16 protein-coding genes are annotated in these 19,427 nt (G+C 35.6%); 5 read left to right on the forward strand and 11 right to left on the reverse strand.

Features of this window, described 5'->3' with window-relative positions:
* On the reverse strand, positions 1-1,002 hold the full coding sequence (locus KFZ70_RS01245) for an FAD:protein FMN transferase (RefSeq protein WP_139696642.1): 1,002 nt from the start codon (positions 1,000-1,002) through the stop codon (positions 1-3).
* 9 nt (positions 1,003-1,011) lie between these two features.
* The gene (locus KFZ70_RS01250) at positions 1,012-1,389 is read right to left on the reverse strand and encodes a Na(+)-translocating NADH-quinone reductase subunit F (protein ID WP_139696644.1); all 378 of its coding nucleotides are present in this window, start codon (positions 1,387-1,389) and stop codon (positions 1,012-1,014) included.
* A 61-nt stretch (positions 1,390-1,450) separates the two neighbouring features.
* Here KFZ70_RS01250 and KFZ70_RS01255 point away from each other — a divergent pair, with 61 nt between their 5' ends.
* Positions 1,451-1,894 (forward strand): Na(+)-translocating NADH-quinone reductase subunit F, encoded by a 444-nt coding sequence (locus tag KFZ70_RS01255; protein WP_139696646.1) that lies wholly within the window; start codon positions 1,451-1,453, stop codon positions 1,892-1,894.
* 50 nt (positions 1,895-1,944) lie between these two features.
* Positions 1,945-2,520, forward strand: coding sequence for a c-type cytochrome (locus tag KFZ70_RS01260; RefSeq protein ID WP_139696648.1), 576 nt, complete (start codon positions 1,945-1,947; stop codon positions 2,518-2,520).
* A gap of 63 nt (positions 2,521-2,583) precedes the next feature.
* Here the strand turns inward: KFZ70_RS01260 and nqrF are convergent, their stop codons facing one another.
* The 6 genes from nqrF to KFZ70_RS01290 form a co-directional block, all read right to left on the reverse strand.
* Positions 2,584-3,894 carry an NADH:ubiquinone reductase (Na(+)-transporting) subunit F gene (gene nqrF / locus KFZ70_RS01265; protein WP_139696856.1) on the reverse strand — a complete coding sequence of 437 codons (1,311 nt, stop codon included), beginning with the start codon at positions 3,892-3,894 and terminating at the stop codon, positions 2,584-2,586.
* A 1-nt stretch (position 3,895) separates the two neighbouring features.
* Positions 3,896-4,618: an NADH:ubiquinone reductase (Na(+)-transporting) subunit E gene (gene nqrE / locus KFZ70_RS01270; protein WP_139696650.1), complete on the reverse strand. Its 723-nt coding sequence runs from the start codon at positions 4,616-4,618 to the stop codon at positions 3,896-3,898.
* A gap of 75 nt (positions 4,619-4,693) precedes the next feature.
* Positions 4,694-5,341 (reverse strand): NADH:ubiquinone reductase (Na(+)-transporting) subunit D, encoded by a 648-nt coding sequence (locus KFZ70_RS01275; protein WP_139696652.1) that lies wholly within the window; start codon positions 5,339-5,341, stop codon positions 4,694-4,696.
* Between the two features lies 1 nt (position 5,342).
* Positions 5,343-6,086: a Na(+)-translocating NADH-quinone reductase subunit C gene (locus tag KFZ70_RS01280; RefSeq protein WP_139696654.1), complete on the reverse strand. Its 744-nt coding sequence runs from the start codon at positions 6,084-6,086 to the stop codon at positions 5,343-5,345.
* A gap of 2 nt (positions 6,087-6,088) precedes the next feature.
* A complete protein-coding gene (locus KFZ70_RS01285; protein ID WP_139696656.1) occupies positions 6,089-7,315 on the reverse strand; it encodes an NADH:ubiquinone reductase (Na(+)-transporting) subunit B in 1,227 nt (408 codons plus the stop codon).
* Positions 7,315-8,670 (reverse strand): Na(+)-translocating NADH-quinone reductase subunit A, encoded by a 1,356-nt coding sequence (locus KFZ70_RS01290; protein ID WP_139696658.1) that lies wholly within the window; start codon positions 8,668-8,670, stop codon positions 7,315-7,317. Before KFZ70_RS01290 ends, KFZ70_RS01285 begins: the two co-directional genes overlap by 1 nt.
* A gap of 154 nt (positions 8,671-8,824) precedes the next feature.
* Between KFZ70_RS01290 and KFZ70_RS01295 the strand changes: the two genes are divergently transcribed.
* Complete coding sequence (locus tag KFZ70_RS01295) at positions 8,825-10,075, forward strand: type IX secretion system plug protein domain-containing protein (RefSeq protein ID WP_139696672.1); 1,251 nt, start codon at positions 8,825-8,827, stop codon at positions 10,073-10,075.
* 105 nt (positions 10,076-10,180) lie between these two features.
* Positions 10,181-10,567, forward strand: coding sequence for a Co2+/Mg2+ efflux protein ApaG (gene apaG, locus KFZ70_RS01300; protein WP_139696674.1), 387 nt, complete (start codon positions 10,181-10,183; stop codon positions 10,565-10,567).
* A 46-nt stretch (positions 10,568-10,613) separates the two neighbouring features.
* On the opposite strand, the gene KFZ70_RS01305 is transcribed toward apaG, so the two are convergent.
* The gene (locus KFZ70_RS01305; protein ID WP_139696676.1) at positions 10,614-11,603 is read right to left on the reverse strand and encodes a DUF6695 family protein; all 990 of its coding nucleotides are present in this window, start codon (positions 11,601-11,603) and stop codon (positions 10,614-10,616) included.
* Positions 11,596-12,321, reverse strand: coding sequence for an NRDE family protein (locus KFZ70_RS01310; protein ID WP_139696678.1), 726 nt, complete (start codon positions 12,319-12,321; stop codon positions 11,596-11,598). The genes KFZ70_RS01305 and KFZ70_RS01310 overlap by 8 nt, the downstream gene beginning before the upstream one ends.
* Positions 12,322-12,470: 149 nt before the next feature.
* Here KFZ70_RS01310 and pruA point away from each other — a divergent pair, with 149 nt between their 5' ends.
* Positions 12,471-14,099 carry an L-glutamate gamma-semialdehyde dehydrogenase gene (pruA, locus tag KFZ70_RS01315; protein ID WP_139696680.1) on the forward strand — a complete coding sequence of 543 codons (1,629 nt, stop codon included), beginning with the start codon at positions 12,471-12,473 and terminating at the stop codon, positions 14,097-14,099.
* A gap of 127 nt (positions 14,100-14,226) precedes the next feature.
* Here pruA and KFZ70_RS01320 read toward each other — a convergent pair whose 3' ends face one another.
* The gene (locus KFZ70_RS01320) at positions 14,227-19,194 is read right to left on the reverse strand and encodes a LamG-like jellyroll fold domain-containing protein (RefSeq protein WP_139696682.1); all 4,968 of its coding nucleotides are present in this window, start codon (positions 19,192-19,194) and stop codon (positions 14,227-14,229) included.
* Positions 19,195-19,427 lie beyond the last annotated feature (233 nt).

Raw genomic sequence — 19,427 nt, forward strand, 5'->3', positions numbered from 1 at the left:
TTATGAAGCTTCAGGAAACCCATTAAGCGCCAAGGTTTCAATATCCTTTTGCTCATTTTCAAAAATTAAAAACACCTTAAGTTCGGGGTGTCGCTCTAAAAAGAGCTTGATTTTTTCAATTCCCATAGCTTTAAAAGCCGTAGCATAAGCATCAGCCACCATACATGTTTCGGCTATTACAGAAATACTTAGCAAATTTGTTTTACTAGGATAACCTGTTTGTGTATCAATAATATGTGCATATCTGTTTCCATTCTCATCTACCTTAAACTTTCTGTATGTTCCTGAGGTTGCCATAGCCTCATCTTGTAGCGCTATAGCCATTAAAATAGATTGTTTTCCATCAAAATTAGGATTTTCTACCCCTACCTTCCATGGCATATTCTTTTCAGCATTTATGCCTTTCACTCGAATTTCTCCTCCAATTTCTACTAAATAATTGTCTATATCCTGCAATTCTAGAAACGCTCCAATGACATCCACACCGTATCCTTTGGCTATAGCATTAAAATCAATAAAAGTAGCCTTGGGTTTAACAATGCCGCTATCTACTATTTTAACTTTGCCAAAGCCCACAGAATGCATTAAGCTATCTATTTTCAAACTGTCAAGATTAACAATTTTACCTTCAGGGCCAAAATCCCAGGCATTTACAACAGCACCAATAGTAGGATCAAAAACACCATTAGTTTCAGAATAAATAATTTTAGAAGCTTCAAATACATGCCTAAAATGTGCATCTACCTTAACCGCTTCATTTCTATTCACCTTTGAAATATCAGAGTTTTGCTGGTAAGTTGACATACTTTTATTTATAACATAAAACAGGCTATCAATTTGATGGCTAAAATCTGTGCTTGAATCATATATGATAGAATAACCTGTTCCAAAAACACCCCCAGATAGTTTGGTGTTTTTTACCTGTTTTTCACATGAAAACAGTATTACAACAAACAATATACCAAATATATGTTTACCTACATATGCGTTAATAAGCCTCATTATTTTAGATTAGTTTAAATTTGTTTCTAAAACCTGAATTCCATTATACTCTAACAAATAATCCTGATTCAAATAAATGGGTTCCTTTTCACCTGCTAAACTACCAATGCCAACGCCTGCATACAAAACAATGGCTTCCTTTTCTCTAGCGTGTTTTTTAAAAGATTCCATCCAAACTACATCATAATTATTGGGGTTATCAGGCAAAATCACAGCACGGACTATAACAAAGTAGTATTGATTGTTCTTATCTATACAAACAAACTGTGGATGTTTTTTTAGTTTACTATTTACGGCTATAAACTCAAAACCACGCTTCTCAAGATCCTTTCCAACGTGATTCATGGCTAAATTATGTAGTTCTTGTGCTGTAAGGGGTTGACTCATATTGCAAAAATAACATTATAATTCGTATAAATTTTGTAAATTATAGTCAAAACAAAATTCCATGAAAGCAAAATCACGATTTGAAGTGGCCATCAAAAAGCTTTATATAGCTTTTCATGATAATACCTTAAACCCCGAATGTTGCAAGCAATGTGCGGTAGGTAACATTTTGGACAATACCGATAGTTGGAAACATTTATCTGACCATCATGGCTCTTTAAAATTAAATTATATTGGACGCGTACACCAAAATTTGGGACGAAAATTTAATGGTTACACGCCAAAAGAATTGATACAAATAGAAGTTATTTTCTTGGCCGCTTGTGGTTATGACCTGCCTATAAACCATCAAAATAAAAAACCTAAATATCCTAAAAATAAGGATGTATTATTTAAAGGACTTAGTGCTGTGATTAAATACCTTTGTAAATTGGAAGGTAAACGTAACATCATGGATTACACAGCATTACTCAAACAAAAACACTACCCTTTTTCTATCAATTAACTTCTTCTTATTTTTTCAAGTGTAATTTTAACCAATAAACCAACCAACTAATGAAAAAACAAAGAATTTTGGCTTTTATGTTTGCTTTTGGCTTGCTATTCAGTGCTTGCCAATCAAAAAAAGAAGAACAAAAAGCCTATCAACCTGTTAGTGCAAGCGCAATTAATCCTGAAAAAAGAGGTAAATATCTTGTTGACACCAATGGATGCCATGACTGCCACTCACCAAAAAAGTTTACAGAAAGAGGTATGGAAGTAGATACTACTAGAATTTTATCTGGTCATCCTGCTAATGAAGCATTACCGCCATTTGATCCAGAAACTGCAAAATCATATATCCTTTTCTCTATAGGACTTACGTCGGCAACTGGTCCATGGGGTACTTCTTTTGCGGCTAATTTAACCCCGGATGCTACGGGTATTGGGACATGGTCTGAAGAGCAGTTCTTAACCTGTATTAAAAAGGGACTTTACAAAGGTTTAGAAAACAGCAGGCCTTTATTACCTCCAATGCCGTGGGAACATTATAAAAATTTTACTAACGATGACTTAAAAGCCATCTTTGCATACCTCAAGAGTATCCCTGCTGTTGAAAATGCTGTTCCTAATAATATACCACCTCAATGATAAAAAAATCCCAACTAATTATTAGCTGGGATTTTTTTGTATCTCATAAAATTTCAAAGGGGATTATCCTCCAAAGTCATCAAATCGGATATTTTCATCTGGTAAACCAAAATCTTCACCCATTTTTTGAACAGCTTTGTTCATTAATGGTGGTCCACAGAAATATAACTCGATATCCTCGGGCGCATCATGCTTGCTTAGATAGTTGTCAATTACACAGTTGTGAATAAATCCAACAAAACCATCACCTTCTGTATCGTTAATGTCTTTCTTCACTTTCCAGTTATCCTCTGGTAAAGGCTCAGATAGTGCTAAATAAAATTTAAAGTTAGGGAAACTATCTTCTAATTGTTTAAAGTGATCTAAATAGAATAACTCACGTTTAGAACGTCCTCCATACCAATAGGTCACTGTTCTTCCTGTTTTTAATGTTTTGAACAGATGGTATAAGTGTGAACGCATTGGTGCCATACCAGCCCCACCTCCTACGTATAACATTTCGGCATCACTCTCGTTAATGAAGAACTCACCGTAAGGTCCAGAAATGGTTACTTTATCGCCTTGTTTTCTTGAAAAAATATAAGAAGAAGCAACCCCTGGATTAACGTCCATCCAATCGTTTTTAGCACGATCCCATGGTGGTGTAGCAATACGCACGTTAAGCATAATGTCACGTCCTTCAGCTGGGTAAGAAGCCATAGAGTAGGCTCGCTCAACAGTCTCATCGTTTTTCATTACTAATGGCCATAAACCAAACTTATCCCACTCGTCCTGAAACTTATCTGGCGTTTCATGTTCTTCAGGGTGTGCCGTAATATCTATATCTGAATATTTTACTTCACATGGTGGAATTTCAATTTGAATATAACCACCCGCCTTATAGTTCATATCTTCTGGAATACGCACCACAAATTCTTTAATAAAAGAAGCCACGTTATAATTTCTAACTACTTCAGCTTCCCATTTCTTGATTCCAAAAACTTCTTCAGGAATAGAAATATCCATGTCTTGTTTAACTTTTACCTGACAAGCTAAACGCGCTCCATGTTGTAATTCTTTACGTGTAAAGTGCGGCGTTTCTGTTGGAAGCGCTTCACCACCTCCTGAATTTACGTGACACTCACATTGAATACATGTACCACCACCACCACAAGCTGATGGTAAAAATATTTTTTGACTTCCTAACGTTGAAAGCAAACTTCCTCCTGAAGCCACTTCAATCTCTTTCTCACCATTAATAGTAATTTTAACTGGCCCTGACGGTGATAATTTTTGCTTAACAAATAAAAGTAAGGCAACCAATAATAGCGTTACTACTAAAAACGCTATTACCGTTACTACGACCATTCCTGTTGTACTTGCTGCTAATATCATATTATTCATTTACTTTTATGTTGTTAGCCATCTCTTTTTCGTTATCGTCTACCACTTTTTTTTCAACTTGAGCTGTTTTTTCTTCTTTAGCACCTTCATCATCCCCACCGGTTAACATACCACCAAAACTCATAAATCCTATCGCCATTAAGCCTGTAATGATAAATGTAATGCCCAAACCTCTTAATGCAGGTGGTACATTAGAATATCTTATTTTCTCACGAATAGCTGCAATGGCTAAAATGGCTAAAAACCATCCAATACCAGAACCTATACCGTAAGTAGTTGCTAATCCTAACGTAGGTATCTCACGAGACTGCATAAACAATGATCCACCTAAAATAGCACAGTTTACTGCAATAAGCGGTAAGAAAATCCCCAATGAGTTGTATAATGATGGAGAAAATTTCTCCACTACAATCTCTACTAACTGTACCATGGTTGCAATAGTTGCAATAAACATGATAAAGGATAAGAAACTTAAATCGTAATCTGCATACTCAGCACCTAACCATTTACCCAAAGCACCAGGTTGTAAAAGATACTGATCTAAAAGCCAGTTTAACGGTACTGTAATGGCTAATACAAAGATTACCGCAGCACCAAGACCTACTGCTGTACTTACTTTTTTAGACACCGCCAAGTATGAACACATTCCTAAGAACGTGGCAAATACCATGTTGTCTATAAATATTGATTTGAAAAATAATTCTATATGTTCCATTTTATTAGTTATTTGTTATGTGTTATTTGCTCATGGTTTTTATAAACCAAAAACCAATAACTATTAACCAATTTTTTAATGATCTTCTACTAATGCTTTATTTTTTGTACGTTGAATCCAAATAATAATACCTACAACAATTAATGCCATTGGAGCTAATAACATGAACCCGTTATTCTCATAACCAAAAGCGTATAATCCAGTTTTCTCAATTGGATCTCCTAATACAGGAAAACCTAATAAGGTTCCAGCTCCTAATAGCTCTCTAAAAAACGCTACAATAATTAAAATAACACCATAACCAGCTGCATTACCTATACCATCTAAAAATGACCTCCATGGTCCGTTACCTAAGGCAAACGCTTCAAAACGTCCCATAATAATACAGTTAGTGATAATTAAACCTACAAAAACCGAAAGTGTTTTACTTAATTCATAAGCAAAAGCTTTAAGTACTTGGTCTACTATAATAACTAAAGCCGCCACTACAATTAACTGTACAATAATTCTAATTTTTGAAGGAATGATATTTCTCATTAAAGAAATGACTACGTTTCCTATTCCTAATACAAACAACACTGAAAAAGACATTACTATAGCTGCTTCTAACTGAGCAGTAATGGCTAAAGCAGAACATATACCTAATACCTGAATGGTAATTGGATTGTTATCTGCTAATGGATCTTTAATTAATGCTGCGTCTTTTTTTGATAAAAGTCCCATATTATTTCAATGTTTTAAAGTAAGGCACATACTTTTTAAGCTCAGATTTAAGCATCGCTGTAACACCGTCTCCAGTAATAGTAGCTCCAGCAATAGCATCTACCTTGTTATCTGTTTTATTTTCGTTCTTAGGATCGTTATTTCCTTTAGCAACCGTAATTCCTGCAAAGTCACCATTTTCACTTAATAGATGTTCTCCGATGAAATCATCCATAAAATAACGTTGCTTAATATTGGCACCCAATCCAGCTGTTTCTCCTTTATGGTCAAAATAAACGCCTTGAACAACCATATCTTTATCCATAGCAACATAGCCCCAAATAGCATCCCACAATCCTTTTCCTCTAATGGGCGCTATATAATAAGTTTGTCCATCTTTATTCCCAACAAACAAAGGTAAGCGTCTTTCTTTACCAGCTTTAGCACTAGCTTGTTCCTTTTTTACATCAATTAAATAGGCGTTTTCATCTTCAGTTACCTTATCGCCTTCTATAACCAATTGCTTAGTAATATATTGATTGAACAACTCTGGTGCTTTATCTGTAGAAACAAAAACAGCACTAGTTTCATCATTATCATTTACACCCATAGCATAAAGGATATTTTGTTGTTTTTCTAAACGTTGATTATTATCAATCTTTGGTCTTAATGCCGAGGCCGTAAATGCTAACAACCCACCAACAACTACCACCATTGCTACTGCAAATAAAATGGTATATACATTTGATTCCGTCTTGTTACTCATGATTAAGCTGTTTTAACTTTTACACGTTTTAATCTTCGTTTTACATTACCTTGAACCACATAGTGATCAATAGTTGGTGCAAATACATTCATCAATAAAATGGCTAACATTACCCCTTCTGGATAAGCTGGATTAAACACACGTATTAGAATAGAAATAAATCCAACTAAAAACCCGTAAATCCATTTACCTCTTGTAGTTTGTGAAGCTGTAACAGGATCGGTTGCCATAAATACGGTACCAAAAGCAAAACCTCCAATTATTAAATGTTCCCAGAAAGGTGCACTCATTAAACCGTAAAACTTGCTAGATTCAGTTACAATGCCAGCCGTAGCTATTTGATTAAATATTACTCCCATGACTACAGCACCAATCACAGAAGACAACATAATTCTCCAACTACCTATTTTAGTAAAAATTAAGAATAACCCTCCTAATAAAATAAGTAATGCTGACGTTTCCCCTACAGAACCAGGTATAAACCCTAAGAACATATCAGCAGCACTATAAGCGACATCTTTACCTTGTGCTAATGTGCCTAAAATAGTTTCTCCTGAAATAGCATCTAAGTTTTGGCCTGCTGCAATAGCTTTATCTCTTGCTACTGCTCCATGTACCCATACTTTATCTCCAGACATCCAAGTTGGATAAGCGAAGAATAAAAAGGCTCTAATGGTTAAGGCTGGATTCAAAATATTCATTCCAGTTCCACCAAAAACTTCTTTTCCTATAACCACACCAAAGGCAACAGCCACCGCTAACATCCATAATGGAATATCTACAGGTACAATTAACGGCACTAACATACCTGTTACTAAGTACCCTTCTTCAACCTCGTGTCCCTTTAAAATGGCAAACAAAAACTCAATACCTAAACCAACACCATAGGAGATGATCACTAAAGGTAAAATTTTCCATAAACCAACCGTTAGGTTATCTAGGGTCCAAAACTCTGAACTAAAGAAACCACTAGACGCCGCTTGAATATCACCTAAAGCAAGATGATGTTGGTAACCTGCATTAAACATACCAAAAATTAAACAGGGTATCATAGCCAAGATTACCGTATTCATGGTACGCTTTAAATCGTCAGCAGCTTTAATATGAGTTCCTCCGTGCGTGGTCTCATCTGGCAAGAATAAAAAAGTGTGAATTGCCGAAAACGCAGGCAACCACTTTTTATTTTTATTCTTTACTTTAAAATCATGTAATTTATCTTTTAAACCCATTATCCTATTTCTTTAAGCATTAAGTCTAAACCTTCTCTTATTATCTTTTGATGTGGTTGTTTAGACACACATACAAACTCTGTTAAAGCAAAATCCTCAGGAGCTACCTCATACATTCCTAAAGCTTCCATTTCATCTAAATCTTTATACAAACATGCTTTTAAAACCTGCATAGGGTAAATATCTAAAGGAAATACTTCTTCATAAGTTCCTGTAGTTACAAAAGCTCTATGCTCACCGTTAGTATTCGTATTTAAATCATACTTCTTCTTAGGATTTAACCAAGAAAACGTAAGTGCTCTTGAAACAGATATTTTATCAAAAACAGGTTTCGTCCATCCAAAAAACTCATAATCATCACCTTCTGGAATTACAGAAATCACATTACTATAATAATCTAAGGCACCATCAGGTTTGACTTGTTTTCCTGATAAAACATTTCCAGATATTATTCTGTCATTCGCATCTTTTTCAACACCATTATCATATATCATGGTGGCTACCTCACTCCCTATTAAGGTTTTAAAGTATCTAGGTTTTTTAACAGATGAGCCTACCAAAGCTACAATACGCTCGGCATTAAACTTACCTGTTAATAGTAACTCTCCAATTATAACTAAGTCTTGCGCATTTACCGTCCAAACCACTTCACCTTTATTTACAGGATCCACTTTATTAATTAAAGTTCCAACATTTCCTGATGGGTGTGGTCCCGACACTTTGTGTACAGTTACTCCAGATAAGCTTGCTAACGGAGAGTTAGAATTCTTACCTACAGACACATGCACCTGACCTTCAGTTAGTTTTCCTAAAGCAGATACCGCAGCTTGTAATTCAGCTTCTTTACCTTTAAGTGTAAAATCTAAATCTGCTGCTAATGGTGCACTGGCATAACCAGAGATAAAAATAGCTTTTGGCGATTTTTCTGGTTTTGCAATTACATCATACGGGCGCTGCTTAACAAATGGCCAACACCCTGAATCGAGCAAATGTGCTTTCACCTCTTCAGCATTAGCCTTGCTTACATCTAATTTACCGTAATCTTTAAATGCTTGCGCTTTATCGGCTTCAATTTTTATGGCATCAATACGCCTTTTTGGTCCACGAACAATTTCTATCACCTTTCCTGAAACTGGTGAAACAAATTTTATGTCTTCGTTTGACTTATCATAAAACAAATACCCTCCAGCTTCAACTGAAGATCCTTCTTTTGCAATAAGTTTTGGAATAACGCCGTGAAAATCTTCTGGCCTTATAGTGATGTAGTTACTAACCACCGCTTGTTCAACAGTTTTGTCAGCTTCGCCTATAAGTTTAATGTCCAGACCCTTTTTGATACGAATGTCTTTTGACATATTTATTTTTATTGAATTTATTTATCTAAAAATCGGTGCAAAAATACGAATTAAATATACAGTTATCACAAAAAAATACTTAGTTTTTTATGCTAATTATATTTCCTAGTTTTTTAGGCATAAATTTTGTTTACATTTACCAAAACAAATTTTAATGAGCCTTAAACCGTTATTTGTTATCATTCTTTTCGCTGTTCCTTTTTCTCTTTTTCCCCAGGTTGAAGAAACAAATCCACCAGAACACATCAAGACTATTAATTTTAGAGGTACCACAGCAGAAAATCAGTTACCCATATTAACACTTGGAGATGCAGTGATTCTTGAATTTGATGCCCTGAATGGGGAAGAAAATGATTATTACTATAAAATCAAACACTTTAATTTTGATTGGACACCGTCTCAATTGGTTCAGTCTGAATACATGGATGGATTTGATAATCAGCGCATACGCACTTATGAAAATTCGTTCAACACCTATCAAATATACTCGCATTATATACTGACACTTCCTAACGATCAAACGAGAGGACTTAAAGTATCTGGAAATTATATGCTATATATTTACAATAGCGACGGTCAACTTGTTTTCTCTCGCAAATTTATGCTTTACGAAAACAAAGCCAACGTAGGCGTGGTTTTAAAAAGAGCTAGAGATTTAGATGTTATTGAAGAAAAACAGCGGGTTGAATTGACTATAGACTCAAACAACATGCAGCTAAACAACCCCTACCAAACTGTAAAGGCTGCTATTATTCAAAATAACAATCTAAACACAGCGATTACCAATGTAAAACCTCAATACACGCTTGGTAATAAACTTGTCTACAAATATGATTCTGAAACCAGTTTTTGGGGAGGCAATGAATATTTCTTTTTTGAAAACAAAGACATTAGGGCAGCAAACAACAACGTTCAGTTTATTGACCTCAAAGATCTATACTATAACTACTTGTACACAAATATCATTAGAGCAAACAGACCTTACACATACAATCCTGACATTAACGGAAACTATGTTATAAATAATATAGATGCCTCAAACCCTAGTATTGAAGCAGATTATGCTTGGGTTTATTTTTCTTTAGAGGCTTCAGATGCTTTAAAAAACAAACAAGTATACATTTATGGTAGTTTTAATAATTATGCCATAGAAGACAGCAACCGTATGACTTATAATCCAGAAAGCCATAATTTTGAACACACCATGCTACTTAAACAAGGTTTTTACAACTACAAATATGTGGTAGCAGATAATAATGGGGTTATAAACGACGGTGTTATAAGTGGTAACTTCTGGCAAACGGAAAACAACTACAAAGTATTAGTTTATTACCGTGATTTGGGAGCGCGTTATGACCGCATTATTGGTTATGGAGAAGGCTCTTCTGTCAACATCACGAACTAAAATTACCGTTTAGCTAATTTTTGTTGCATTCTTGTTAAAAATTACGTTAACCATCTAACATTTATTATTTTAGCCACCATAAACAAATAACCCCAAAAGTAAAACATGATTCATCAGGTTACAAAAGGCATAAAAATTTCAGTAGATACAAATTTTGAAGGCTCATTTTATAAAAACTATAAAATTCATTATGCCTTTGGTTACACCATTACTATTGAAAACCAAAGTAAAGATGCCGTTCAACTGAATGCGAGGCACTGGGAAATACTAGATGCTTTGAATAATGTTGAATATGTTGATGGTGACGGGGTTATAGGGAAAAAGCCTGTTATAGAACCGGGAGGATCACACACCTACAGTTCAGGATGTTTACTAACTTCTCCTTTTGGCGCCATGCGCGGTCACTACAGTATGGTAAATTTTAGCACCACTAAAAACTTTGAAGTAACTATTCCGCTATTTAAGTTAAGTGCTCCTTTTGCTATTAATTAAACCTAAACACTCATAATAACCTAGATTAATTTTTGATGATTCAAGGTCATTTTCTATTAAATCTAAAGCGTGTTTCATTTTGCAAAACATGAAAAAATTTACAGTTGGAATAATGCACTATTTCATATGGTGAATCAAAATCAAAATCACGATTTTCAACCATATAAATAGCATCAACATCAACATTACCATAAGGCGAAATCCTACGGTATCTATATTCTAATTCATGATTTGTTTTATGTAATTCAAACCAGGCACCAGCAGCAATGCCAGATAACCACTGGGCACTTTCAAGAGTTTCATTCACGTTTCTTGGCTGCAAGGTTCCAACAAACGTTGGTTCGTGATCTTTTAAAGAATCTAAAAAACATCGGATATTTTCACTTCGTTGCGATCCTTTAAATTTAGAAATTTCTCCACGGTCTGATATTTGATACACATAATTTTCGGTATCAGCCAACAAAACATTGCCCACCGTACTTGGGGTAAACCATTTTGATGCCATTAGTTTCTTCTTGATTTTTGCTTCTGTTACCGAAGCTATTAAACTATCGGTTACAAAACGCGCACAATTACAAGCTTCTTTAATAAATGCAGCATACCTAATAAAATGTTTACTCTGCATATAGTCAATATGCGCTCTTGCCATTTCATAATTAACTTGACTGCAAACAGATGCTACTAACTTACCCTCGCCATGAGTAATTTTAGGATGCGTAGCCAAATACACTAAAACATCATCAAGATTTTTAATGCGCCCCGATTCAACCTCCGCTTTAAACGGAAAATGCAACTCATTGTCAGTATCCCTTCCACGCACGCGCCCTGTAGGTTCTGGTGTAATGTAACGTCCAAAATCATGGTATTCTAAAATACCCGTTTCTTTATTAATAAGAACCAAAGCCGCATGCCCAGCGCGTAGGTAATCTTTTTTACCTATTCCTATATATTTTAAAACAGGTGAAAACCATTCTTTTGACACCATAACAACGGTTTCAGGATAAGCAAGCGTTAAGATAATCCCAGTACTATCCATTCACAACCTGTGGAAATTTAAAGGTTTTTAAATCAACTTTATTAGTACCTAAATACTCATAACTCATTTGAATTTTATTAGCTACCTTTTCCACCTGTGTTATACTAGTTGTTTTTACAAATCCTCTATTCATTATAACACCATAGTCATCATTAGTCTCCCCTGCGGTTTTATGAAAATGCAGTAACGTTTTAGCATTTAACGAATGTTGCGCTTTAAACGTATTAAACCATTGTTGCCGTTCAGCCTTCATAGCATCAGTATACAAGGTGGAAGACGACCACATTCTTGGTTCTAACGGTAATTCTGACACCTGACTATTTTTCTCATCCCAAACCAACTCAAGTAATTTTAAGCCATCATTCCAATCAACCACCACCATAGTAAAAGGTTCTATACCATCAAAGTTATAGTCATCAATCATTTTTAAAACATCATTTGAAACCATAAACTCATAAGTAACCATCCCTCTACTTTTTCTGTAGTTTGGCTTACGTTTATGGTTTTGAAAAGCACCATTAAGCATACACACTACCCGTTTTTTTTCACTAACACCAATCCATGTTCCTCCAGACAAAACATCTTTAGGAAAAAGCATTTTTGTATTGGCGCCTATATATATATTTGGCAACAGTGATTTCCTATCTGGAGACTCGTCCCGATTTTGCGTTATAATAAAATCCTTATTCCCTTTTGGAATGACAGTAAGTGTACACATGAACGTTTCGTCTTGTAAAAAATGGCAACTTACAAAAATTAACGAAATATTAATACATTTTAGACTATTCCATCTTCCTTGATTTGTTTTAATTATTCGTAAATTTGCAGCGTATTTACTAAAAATTCAACAACAAAAAACGTCATATTATGGAAAAAGGCTTTTTCAATGTACCAATTGCAGTTAACGAACAAGTAAAATCTTATGCTCCTGGCTCCCCAGAAAGGGCAGCCGTTCTAGAGACCTATAAAAACATGTTCAATACCCAAGTTGATGTACCTTTATATATAAATGGCGAATATGTAAGCACTGGGAACACTAGAACCATGTCACCTCCACATGATCATCAACATGTTGTTGGCACTTATCATTTAGCTGAACAGAAACACATAGACGATGCAATTGCTACAGCCTTAGAAGCTAGAAAAACATGGAGTTTAATTCCTTGGGAACAGCGCGCTGGTATATTTTTAAAAGCAGCAGAATTGATAGCAGGACCTTACCGATCCAAAATAAATGCGGCTACTATGATAGCGCAATCAAAAACAATTCATCAGGCAGAAATTGATTCAGCCTGCGAACTTGTAGACTTTTTAAGGTTCAATGTCCAGTTTATGACTGACATTTACATGGAACAACCAGAAAGCACAAATGAGGCATGGAACCGTGTTGAGTATCGCCCTCTAGAAGGGTTTACCTACGCTGTAACGCCTTTTAATTTTACTGCAATAGCAGGAAATTTACCTGCATGTATGGCTCTAATGGGTAATGTTGTTGTATGGAAGCCAAGTGACAGCCAAGTATTTTCTGCAAAAGTGATTATGGATGTTTTTGAAGAAGCTGGTGTGCCTCCAGGAGTGATTAACGTGGTATTTGGCGATCCTGTTATGATTACCAATACCGTTTTATCACACCGTGAATTCTCTGGGTTACATTTTACGGGCTCTACATTTATCTTTAAAGAACTTTGGAAACAAATAGGAACTAATATTCACAACTACAAAACCTACCCCAGAATTGTAGGAGAAACTGGAGGGAAAGATTTTATCGTAGCACATAAATCAGCCAACCCAAAACATGTAGCCACAGCCATTGCTCGTGGTGCTTTTGAGTTTCAGGGGCAAAAATGTAGTGCTGCTTCAAGAGCCTACATTCCAAAAAGTATTTGGAACGATGTAAAAAACTTGGTTATTAAGGATGTAAAGTCCTTTAAAATGGGATCTCCAGAAGACATGCGTAATTTTATTACAGCAGTGATTCACGAAGGATCATTTGATAAACTGGCAAAATATATTGATCAGGCCAAAAATGATACTGATGCTGAGATTATAGTTGGTGGTGGTTATGATAAAAGTAAAGGGTATTTTATTGAACCAACGGTTATAGTTACCACCAACCCTAAATACACCACCATGTGTACTGAATTGTTTGGACCAGTAATTACTATCTACGTATATGAAGACGATGCTTATGCGGAAACTTTAAAGCTCGTTGATGAAACAAGTGAATACGCATTAACTGGTGCTATCATTTCAAAAGACAGGTACGCTATTACACAAGCAACAGAAGCTTTACAAAATAGCGCAGGCAACTTTTATATTAACGACAAACCTACGGGGGCCGTTGTAGGTCAACAACCTTTTGGCGGTGCCAGAGCATCAGGAACCAATGATAAGGCTGGAAGTGCTCAAAATCTGCTACGTTGGGTATCTCCTAGATTGATAAAAGAGACTTTTGTAACACCAACAGATTACAGATATCCTTTTTTAGGAGAGTAAGCAAACACTCAAAATAAAAAGGAATCGCGATGCCATGGCATCGCGATTCCTTTTTTATCTTATATCATCTAAAATTTTAACAGTGGTAATATTAATACAAAATAACACCACACACACTATTGTTACATTAATCGATGATGATTCGTTTTGCAACACTACCTTTTTCAGTATTTAGTTTTACAATATATGCTCCCACAGCTATTTCTATAGGGATAACCGCATTATGTCTAGAATCAAGCTTCATTGACATTACATGTTGTCCTAAAACATTAAATACACTAACATCTAAAAGTTGAATACTTTCTTTATTTATTATACTAATCACCGAGTTATTGGAATCAAAGTACGCCAAAATATCATGTTCTGCCCCTAAATTAACCTCATCAATAGCTAACAGATTATCATTTGACACCCGAAAGGTTAATTGAAATCTATCATTATAATGTCCTGGTTCTAGATATAATTCAAAAGCCCCATTAGTCAAATTAAACGTCTCTCCAGAAATCTTATCCTCTATATAAACGACCTTATCTGCTTCTAAATTTAAAACGCCATCTAATCTAATTTTTACTATACCAGCTTTTTTTACTTTCAAGCCTATTGGGAATTGCTGAAAATCTTCAAAACTATCAACACCTTGAATAACGAGCTTAAATTTATTTAAAACCCAATACATATCTTCAACAGCAACATCGGCCATGGGAGCATCATACCCCAAATCAAAATCGGTTGAAGCAAGCGTATTCAAGCCTAACACAATTTGCCTATGATATCCCATTGGGGAGTCATACATTAAATTTATCGTTGGTGTTTTATGTTCGAGTCTTGTAGGGCTAATAGGTCTTTTCCGTTTAGAAGCCTTTAAAAATTGTGAGGTGGTTCCATCTTCAGGTGCAAAAACACGTTGACTATTTTTAAACACGACATTACCTCCCACTACGCTTGTTATTGGCGAGCCATTATCATTATTAAACCCTTCTAAACTTGTACCAACAAAAAAACCTTGATTTAAAGGAATGTATTGACCAGGAATTTTAGTTCCCACAGCAGGATTACCACCATTGGAGGTACTGTTTATTCTACTGTCATTTGATATGGCTACCGCACCACCCGTTAAATTTCTGGTGGCATAACCACCTACATAATCTTTTAATATGTGTGAATTCTGTTCTCCAAAATGATCCCAAAAATATAAAGCGCCATTAAAAACTGTACCATTCAGGTTGTTTCCACCATCAGCTATACTTAAATTATCTAGTATAAACTCGGTAGCATCAATAGCAGACGGATAAGGGTTCCCTATGAGTCGCTCCACATCACCTAAACTTTTATCTAAAGCCAAGGTAATATCGCCATTATTGGGTAAACCTTCAAACACATAGTTTTGTTGAGTATCTACCGAAACAGCTCCCGAAGTTCCTTTCATAGTATAGCCTTCTCCTGGAAGTAAAGATGAATTTTCATTGATCTTTGCCCAGGCATAGTAATCATTTGCAGGGCCATAGTATTTATACAACCAATAAGAACTAATAGTTTTAACAAAACCAGGTGGTGGCGTAGTGCCATCACTAGCATATGGTGACGTTTCAAAATTCAAATTGGTATAGCCCGCAGGAAGACTACCATCATTCAACACAGTATCAATAGTATAAGCAGCATTAGTTGAAGAAATGCCTGTTCCTCTGGTGGCTGTATTACCTGAAATTGGCCCTACTGATGACGACCAATAATTATAGTTAAAAGCATTAGCTGTACCTTGTTGATCTCTTTCAATATAACCACCACTATCCGCATCTAACACACTACCTTCTGTTTGAATTAACTGAGATTCTCCAATTAGATCTATCACGCCATCTAACTCCAGATAATGAGTAATTGTTAAACCCTGACCTGAATTTGTTTCGTCCTGTGATTCATTAGGGTCTGATATGGTTAAGGTTCCTCCGCTTTGTATCAAGCCTAATAAAGAAACATCACGATCTCCAGAATTTATGTCGTGTTCAATCTGCACAATATTCCAGTCAATCATTGTGCTTCCATCTAAACTCAAAGCATTTGGCAATACTTGGTCTGTACTATTACTCCAAGTAGTTGATGCATCCCAATTACCATTTGCTATAGACATATAAGGAACTGGAATAGTTTGAGCTTCTACAACCTCCTTATCAACCTCTAAATATTTGAGCCTTAAAAAGTTTCTCGCATCGGTTAAACCTTCAACGGTGCTCCCATAAAACGAATTAAAATCATAATACGCTCTTAAATCACTCCATGGAATAGCAGACACTTCATTACTTGAAGCGGCTTGCGGCAAAACTTTTCCTGACACGACATCACCTGTTCCCTTTTCAATTTCTTGGTTCATTAAATAGTGAACCTGCTCTTCACTAAGACCCTGATCCCAAACATACACTTCGTCTATTTCGCCTAAAAAGGGATTTGAAATATTATTTTTATCTATATACAGTGCCCCAACAGAAAATCTATTGAAATTAGGACTTGGTGCCACAACATTTAATTCCGATTTATCTAAAACACCATCCACATAGAGAAAAATAGTTCCGCTATTATAAACAAATGTAATTTGATGCCATTTACTATCTGTAAGCGCCATAGACGAGGTAAATCTTGGGGTTATAGTATCATCTACCATAACTTCTACTTGATGCGAGGCATTTAGTCTGAGTTGAAGTTTATCGCCTTTTGCCATGATAGTTCGGGTGGTTGTTTGAGATGCGTTTGCTTTTACCCATGACGAAATTGTAAAATCATTGATGTTTAAGTTTAAAGCATACTCCCCAACCAAGTAATCGCCCGAGGCTATCGAAATAGCATGATTTTCTTGAAGTTGCTCTGCTTTTCCGAAGGTAAAATATTTGGTACCGTCAAAATCATACCAAGTTAAAAGGTTTCCAGCGCCATCAGATTTTAAGGGAATAACATCAACAATATCTGTATCTGCAAAACTATCTGATTTGGCCACAATTAAAACATATTCTTCATTTGAAGCTTTGGTCATACCACTAAAAGCCGCTTCTGGAATAGATACATATACATTTTCAACATCGCTTGACACTTCAGTAGACTCTACTATTTTCCACTGTCTAAGAATTCTAGTTAAAGATGTTGTTATCCCCGAACTAATTGAAACGGTATTTGAACCACTTGTGGTATAAGCCAAATTGTTACTTCCCCAAACCAAAAAATCGCCATCATTATTAAACGCGTTGATATTGGCATTATTGGTAGAAAAAATGCCATTTAGCCCTATAGTAACCTCATTGTCTACATTAAGTGTTTTAGACTGTTTCTGATTTAAATCTGAAATGGAATCTCTACCAATACCTGCCACATGGTAATTGTAACCTGAATTTGCAGAAACATCCCAAACGGTTGTTCCAAAGGAATTGACATAATTTTTCTGTGCTTGATTAGAGGCCCCTAATGAAATACCATATTTGATAGCTAAATAAGATTCAATTTTTTGTCGATCGGCATCTGAAACCCGGTCAGCGAACGTAAAAATCTCGGCCACTCTACCGTTTAGATTTCCCAAGGTTTGATTTGAATTTTTACCGATAGCATAAGGCGTCCCTAAAGTCACATCTGGATCTGGAGCAGTGTCTACAGAGCCTACATTTTCAAATGTAGTAATGCTTTGCACAGAAGACTCGGCATCATCTACACTATTATACAAAATGCGCATACCATCAGAAACCGTGGTCGTTTTATTTCCTGCATTGATAATACCTGCCACGCTATACGCACGTGTTGTCGAGGCTGGTAATGCATAGTATGGATTTGAAGCCGAAGACCCTTGATTATACCAAAGGCGTTCCCCTGATAAATTAGTGGTATAATCACCAAGACCAACCGCCGTTACATCGTTCACATCATCTACATAGTTTTCAGGGGTAATAATATCAGCAATAGACCCTGAAAAGATGGTCATACCCGAGGAACTAGCCACATCGGTATCCGATTCCATCACGATAAAAATATCTTGACTGTAAAACCCATTATCAGTATTGTATAAATATTGACTTATACTACTTCCGTCATTTTCAAATGCTATAACTGGATTAAAGTTAATATTAGACGCTGCATCATCAATATAAATTGGCTGATTGGCTGATACGGGCTGAATAGCATCTTTTCCATTTGTTCCTATATCTGACCAAACCGATACTTTTGAACTGGTATCTTTAGTAACACCTCGGGTAGATTTTAACCAAAGTCGAAAGTCAGCCGTAATGCCTCCAGGTCCCGGTATATTAAAATCAAACATTTCGGCACTTACATTAAACGTAAACGTGGTATTATCATTGTTTGAAATGCTGATTGTAGCAGATACGGTACCTGTTACAAGTGATGGCGCCACAAAAGTAACGGGCAATATAACGTATGAACCCGCATCAACACTAGCTGTCAAAAAAGCTGGTGTTGACAAATCTGGTAAAACCACATAAGGCGCCGGACTAGTGGGCACAACAAAATGTGTAGATGAACTTGATATTCCACTTATGGTTAAAGGACAACTACCTGTACTGGAAACAACAAAATATCTTGTTATGGTTTCTCCTTCTTCCACAACACCAAAATAGGTTCCGTTTGTAGCCGATGTGGTTATGGTACCATGGAGAATATCTGCGGAAGGACTTCCGCCTAATAGATTAATTTCAGGTGATCCGCTTATAGAAAAAGTAAACGTAAAATTAGGATCTTGCTTTACCAAAATATCAATAGCGGTTGAAGCACTACAATCGCCGCTAACATTCGTTACCACAAAATCAATATATTTTGTATTGCCATTACATACATCACGGTCTATATTTTTGGGTATTTTATCGGTAGATAATGAAAAATCGGCAGTGTTAGAAATACTTATATCTTCAATTTTTACTTTTTCACAGTCTGCCCTGGTATTTGTAATTCTAAATGTTATGGCATTCCCAGCTGTTATAGCCACAGACCCTCCATCAGAGATTGTTGCACCTCCCAAAATATTTACATTAATATCTTGAGCAACCCCTAAAAAAGTTATGAGTACAAAAATACCAGACAACCAAAATTTGAGAGAGTAATTAGGTTCCATATGTTAATAGAGGGTTAATTTTTAACAATTTACTCAGCAAACATAAAAACAAAAATCGATTAAAAACATTTTTTATCGATAAAAATCAGTAAATGTTAAATTTTTGTAAGAAAAAAAATATTAAATATATTTTCCGCCTCAAATAGAAATTATTTTTGTAATACAACAACTACACACTTAACTGAATGATTATTTAAAAATATCACTAACTTTAATACCTAAAAAAAACGGCA

Source organism: Allotamlana fucoidanivorans, from assembly GCF_045788535.1.
Lineage (GTDB): Bacteria > Bacteroidota > Bacteroidia > Flavobacteriales > Flavobacteriaceae > Allotamlana > Allotamlana fucoidanivorans.

Coding starts and splice junctions, on each gene's coding strand:
- KFZ70_RS01245 (WP_139696642.1), bottom strand. CDS start 1,002: ATGAGGCTTATTAACGCATATGTAGGTAAACATATATTTGGTATATTG.
- KFZ70_RS01250 (WP_139696644.1), bottom strand. CDS start 1,389: ATGAGTCAACCCCTTACAGCACAAGAACTACATAATTTAGCCATGAAT.
- KFZ70_RS01255 (WP_139696646.1), top strand. CDS start 1,451: ATGAAAGCAAAATCACGATTTGAAGTGGCCATCAAAAAGCTTTATATA.
- KFZ70_RS01260 (WP_139696648.1), top strand. CDS start 1,945: ATGAAAAAACAAAGAATTTTGGCTTTTATGTTTGCTTTTGGCTTGCTA.
- nqrF (WP_139696856.1), bottom strand. CDS start 3,894: ATGATATTAGCAGCAAGTACAACAGGAATGGTCGTAGTAACGGTAATA.
- nqrE (WP_139696650.1), bottom strand. CDS start 4,618: ATGGAACATATAGAATTATTTTTCAAATCAATATTTATAGACAACATG.
- KFZ70_RS01275 (WP_139696652.1), bottom strand. CDS start 5,341: ATGGGACTTTTATCAAAAAAAGACGCAGCATTAATTAAAGATCCATTA.
- KFZ70_RS01280 (WP_139696654.1), bottom strand. CDS start 6,086: ATGAGTAACAAGACGGAATCAAATGTATATACCATTTTATTTGCAGTA.
- KFZ70_RS01285 (WP_139696656.1), bottom strand. CDS start 7,315: ATGGGTTTAAAAGATAAATTACATGATTTTAAAGTAAAGAATAAAAAT.
- KFZ70_RS01290 (WP_139696658.1), bottom strand. CDS start 8,670: ATGTCAAAAGACATTCGTATCAAAAAGGGTCTGGACATTAAACTTATA.
- KFZ70_RS01295 (WP_139696672.1), top strand. CDS start 8,825: ATGAGCCTTAAACCGTTATTTGTTATCATTCTTTTCGCTGTTCCTTTT.
- apaG (WP_139696674.1), top strand. CDS start 10,181: ATGATTCATCAGGTTACAAAAGGCATAAAAATTTCAGTAGATACAAAT.
- KFZ70_RS01305 (WP_139696676.1), bottom strand. CDS start 11,603: ATGGATAGTACTGGGATTATCTTAACGCTTGCTTATCCTGAAACCGTT.
- KFZ70_RS01310 (WP_139696678.1), bottom strand. CDS start 12,321: ATGTGTACACTTACTGTCATTCCAAAAGGGAATAAGGATTTTATTATA.
- pruA (WP_139696680.1), top strand. CDS start 12,471: ATGGAAAAAGGCTTTTTCAATGTACCAATTGCAGTTAACGAACAAGTA.
- KFZ70_RS01320 (WP_139696682.1), bottom strand. CDS start 19,194: ATGGAACCTAATTACTCTCTCAAATTTTGGTTGTCTGGTATTTTTGTA.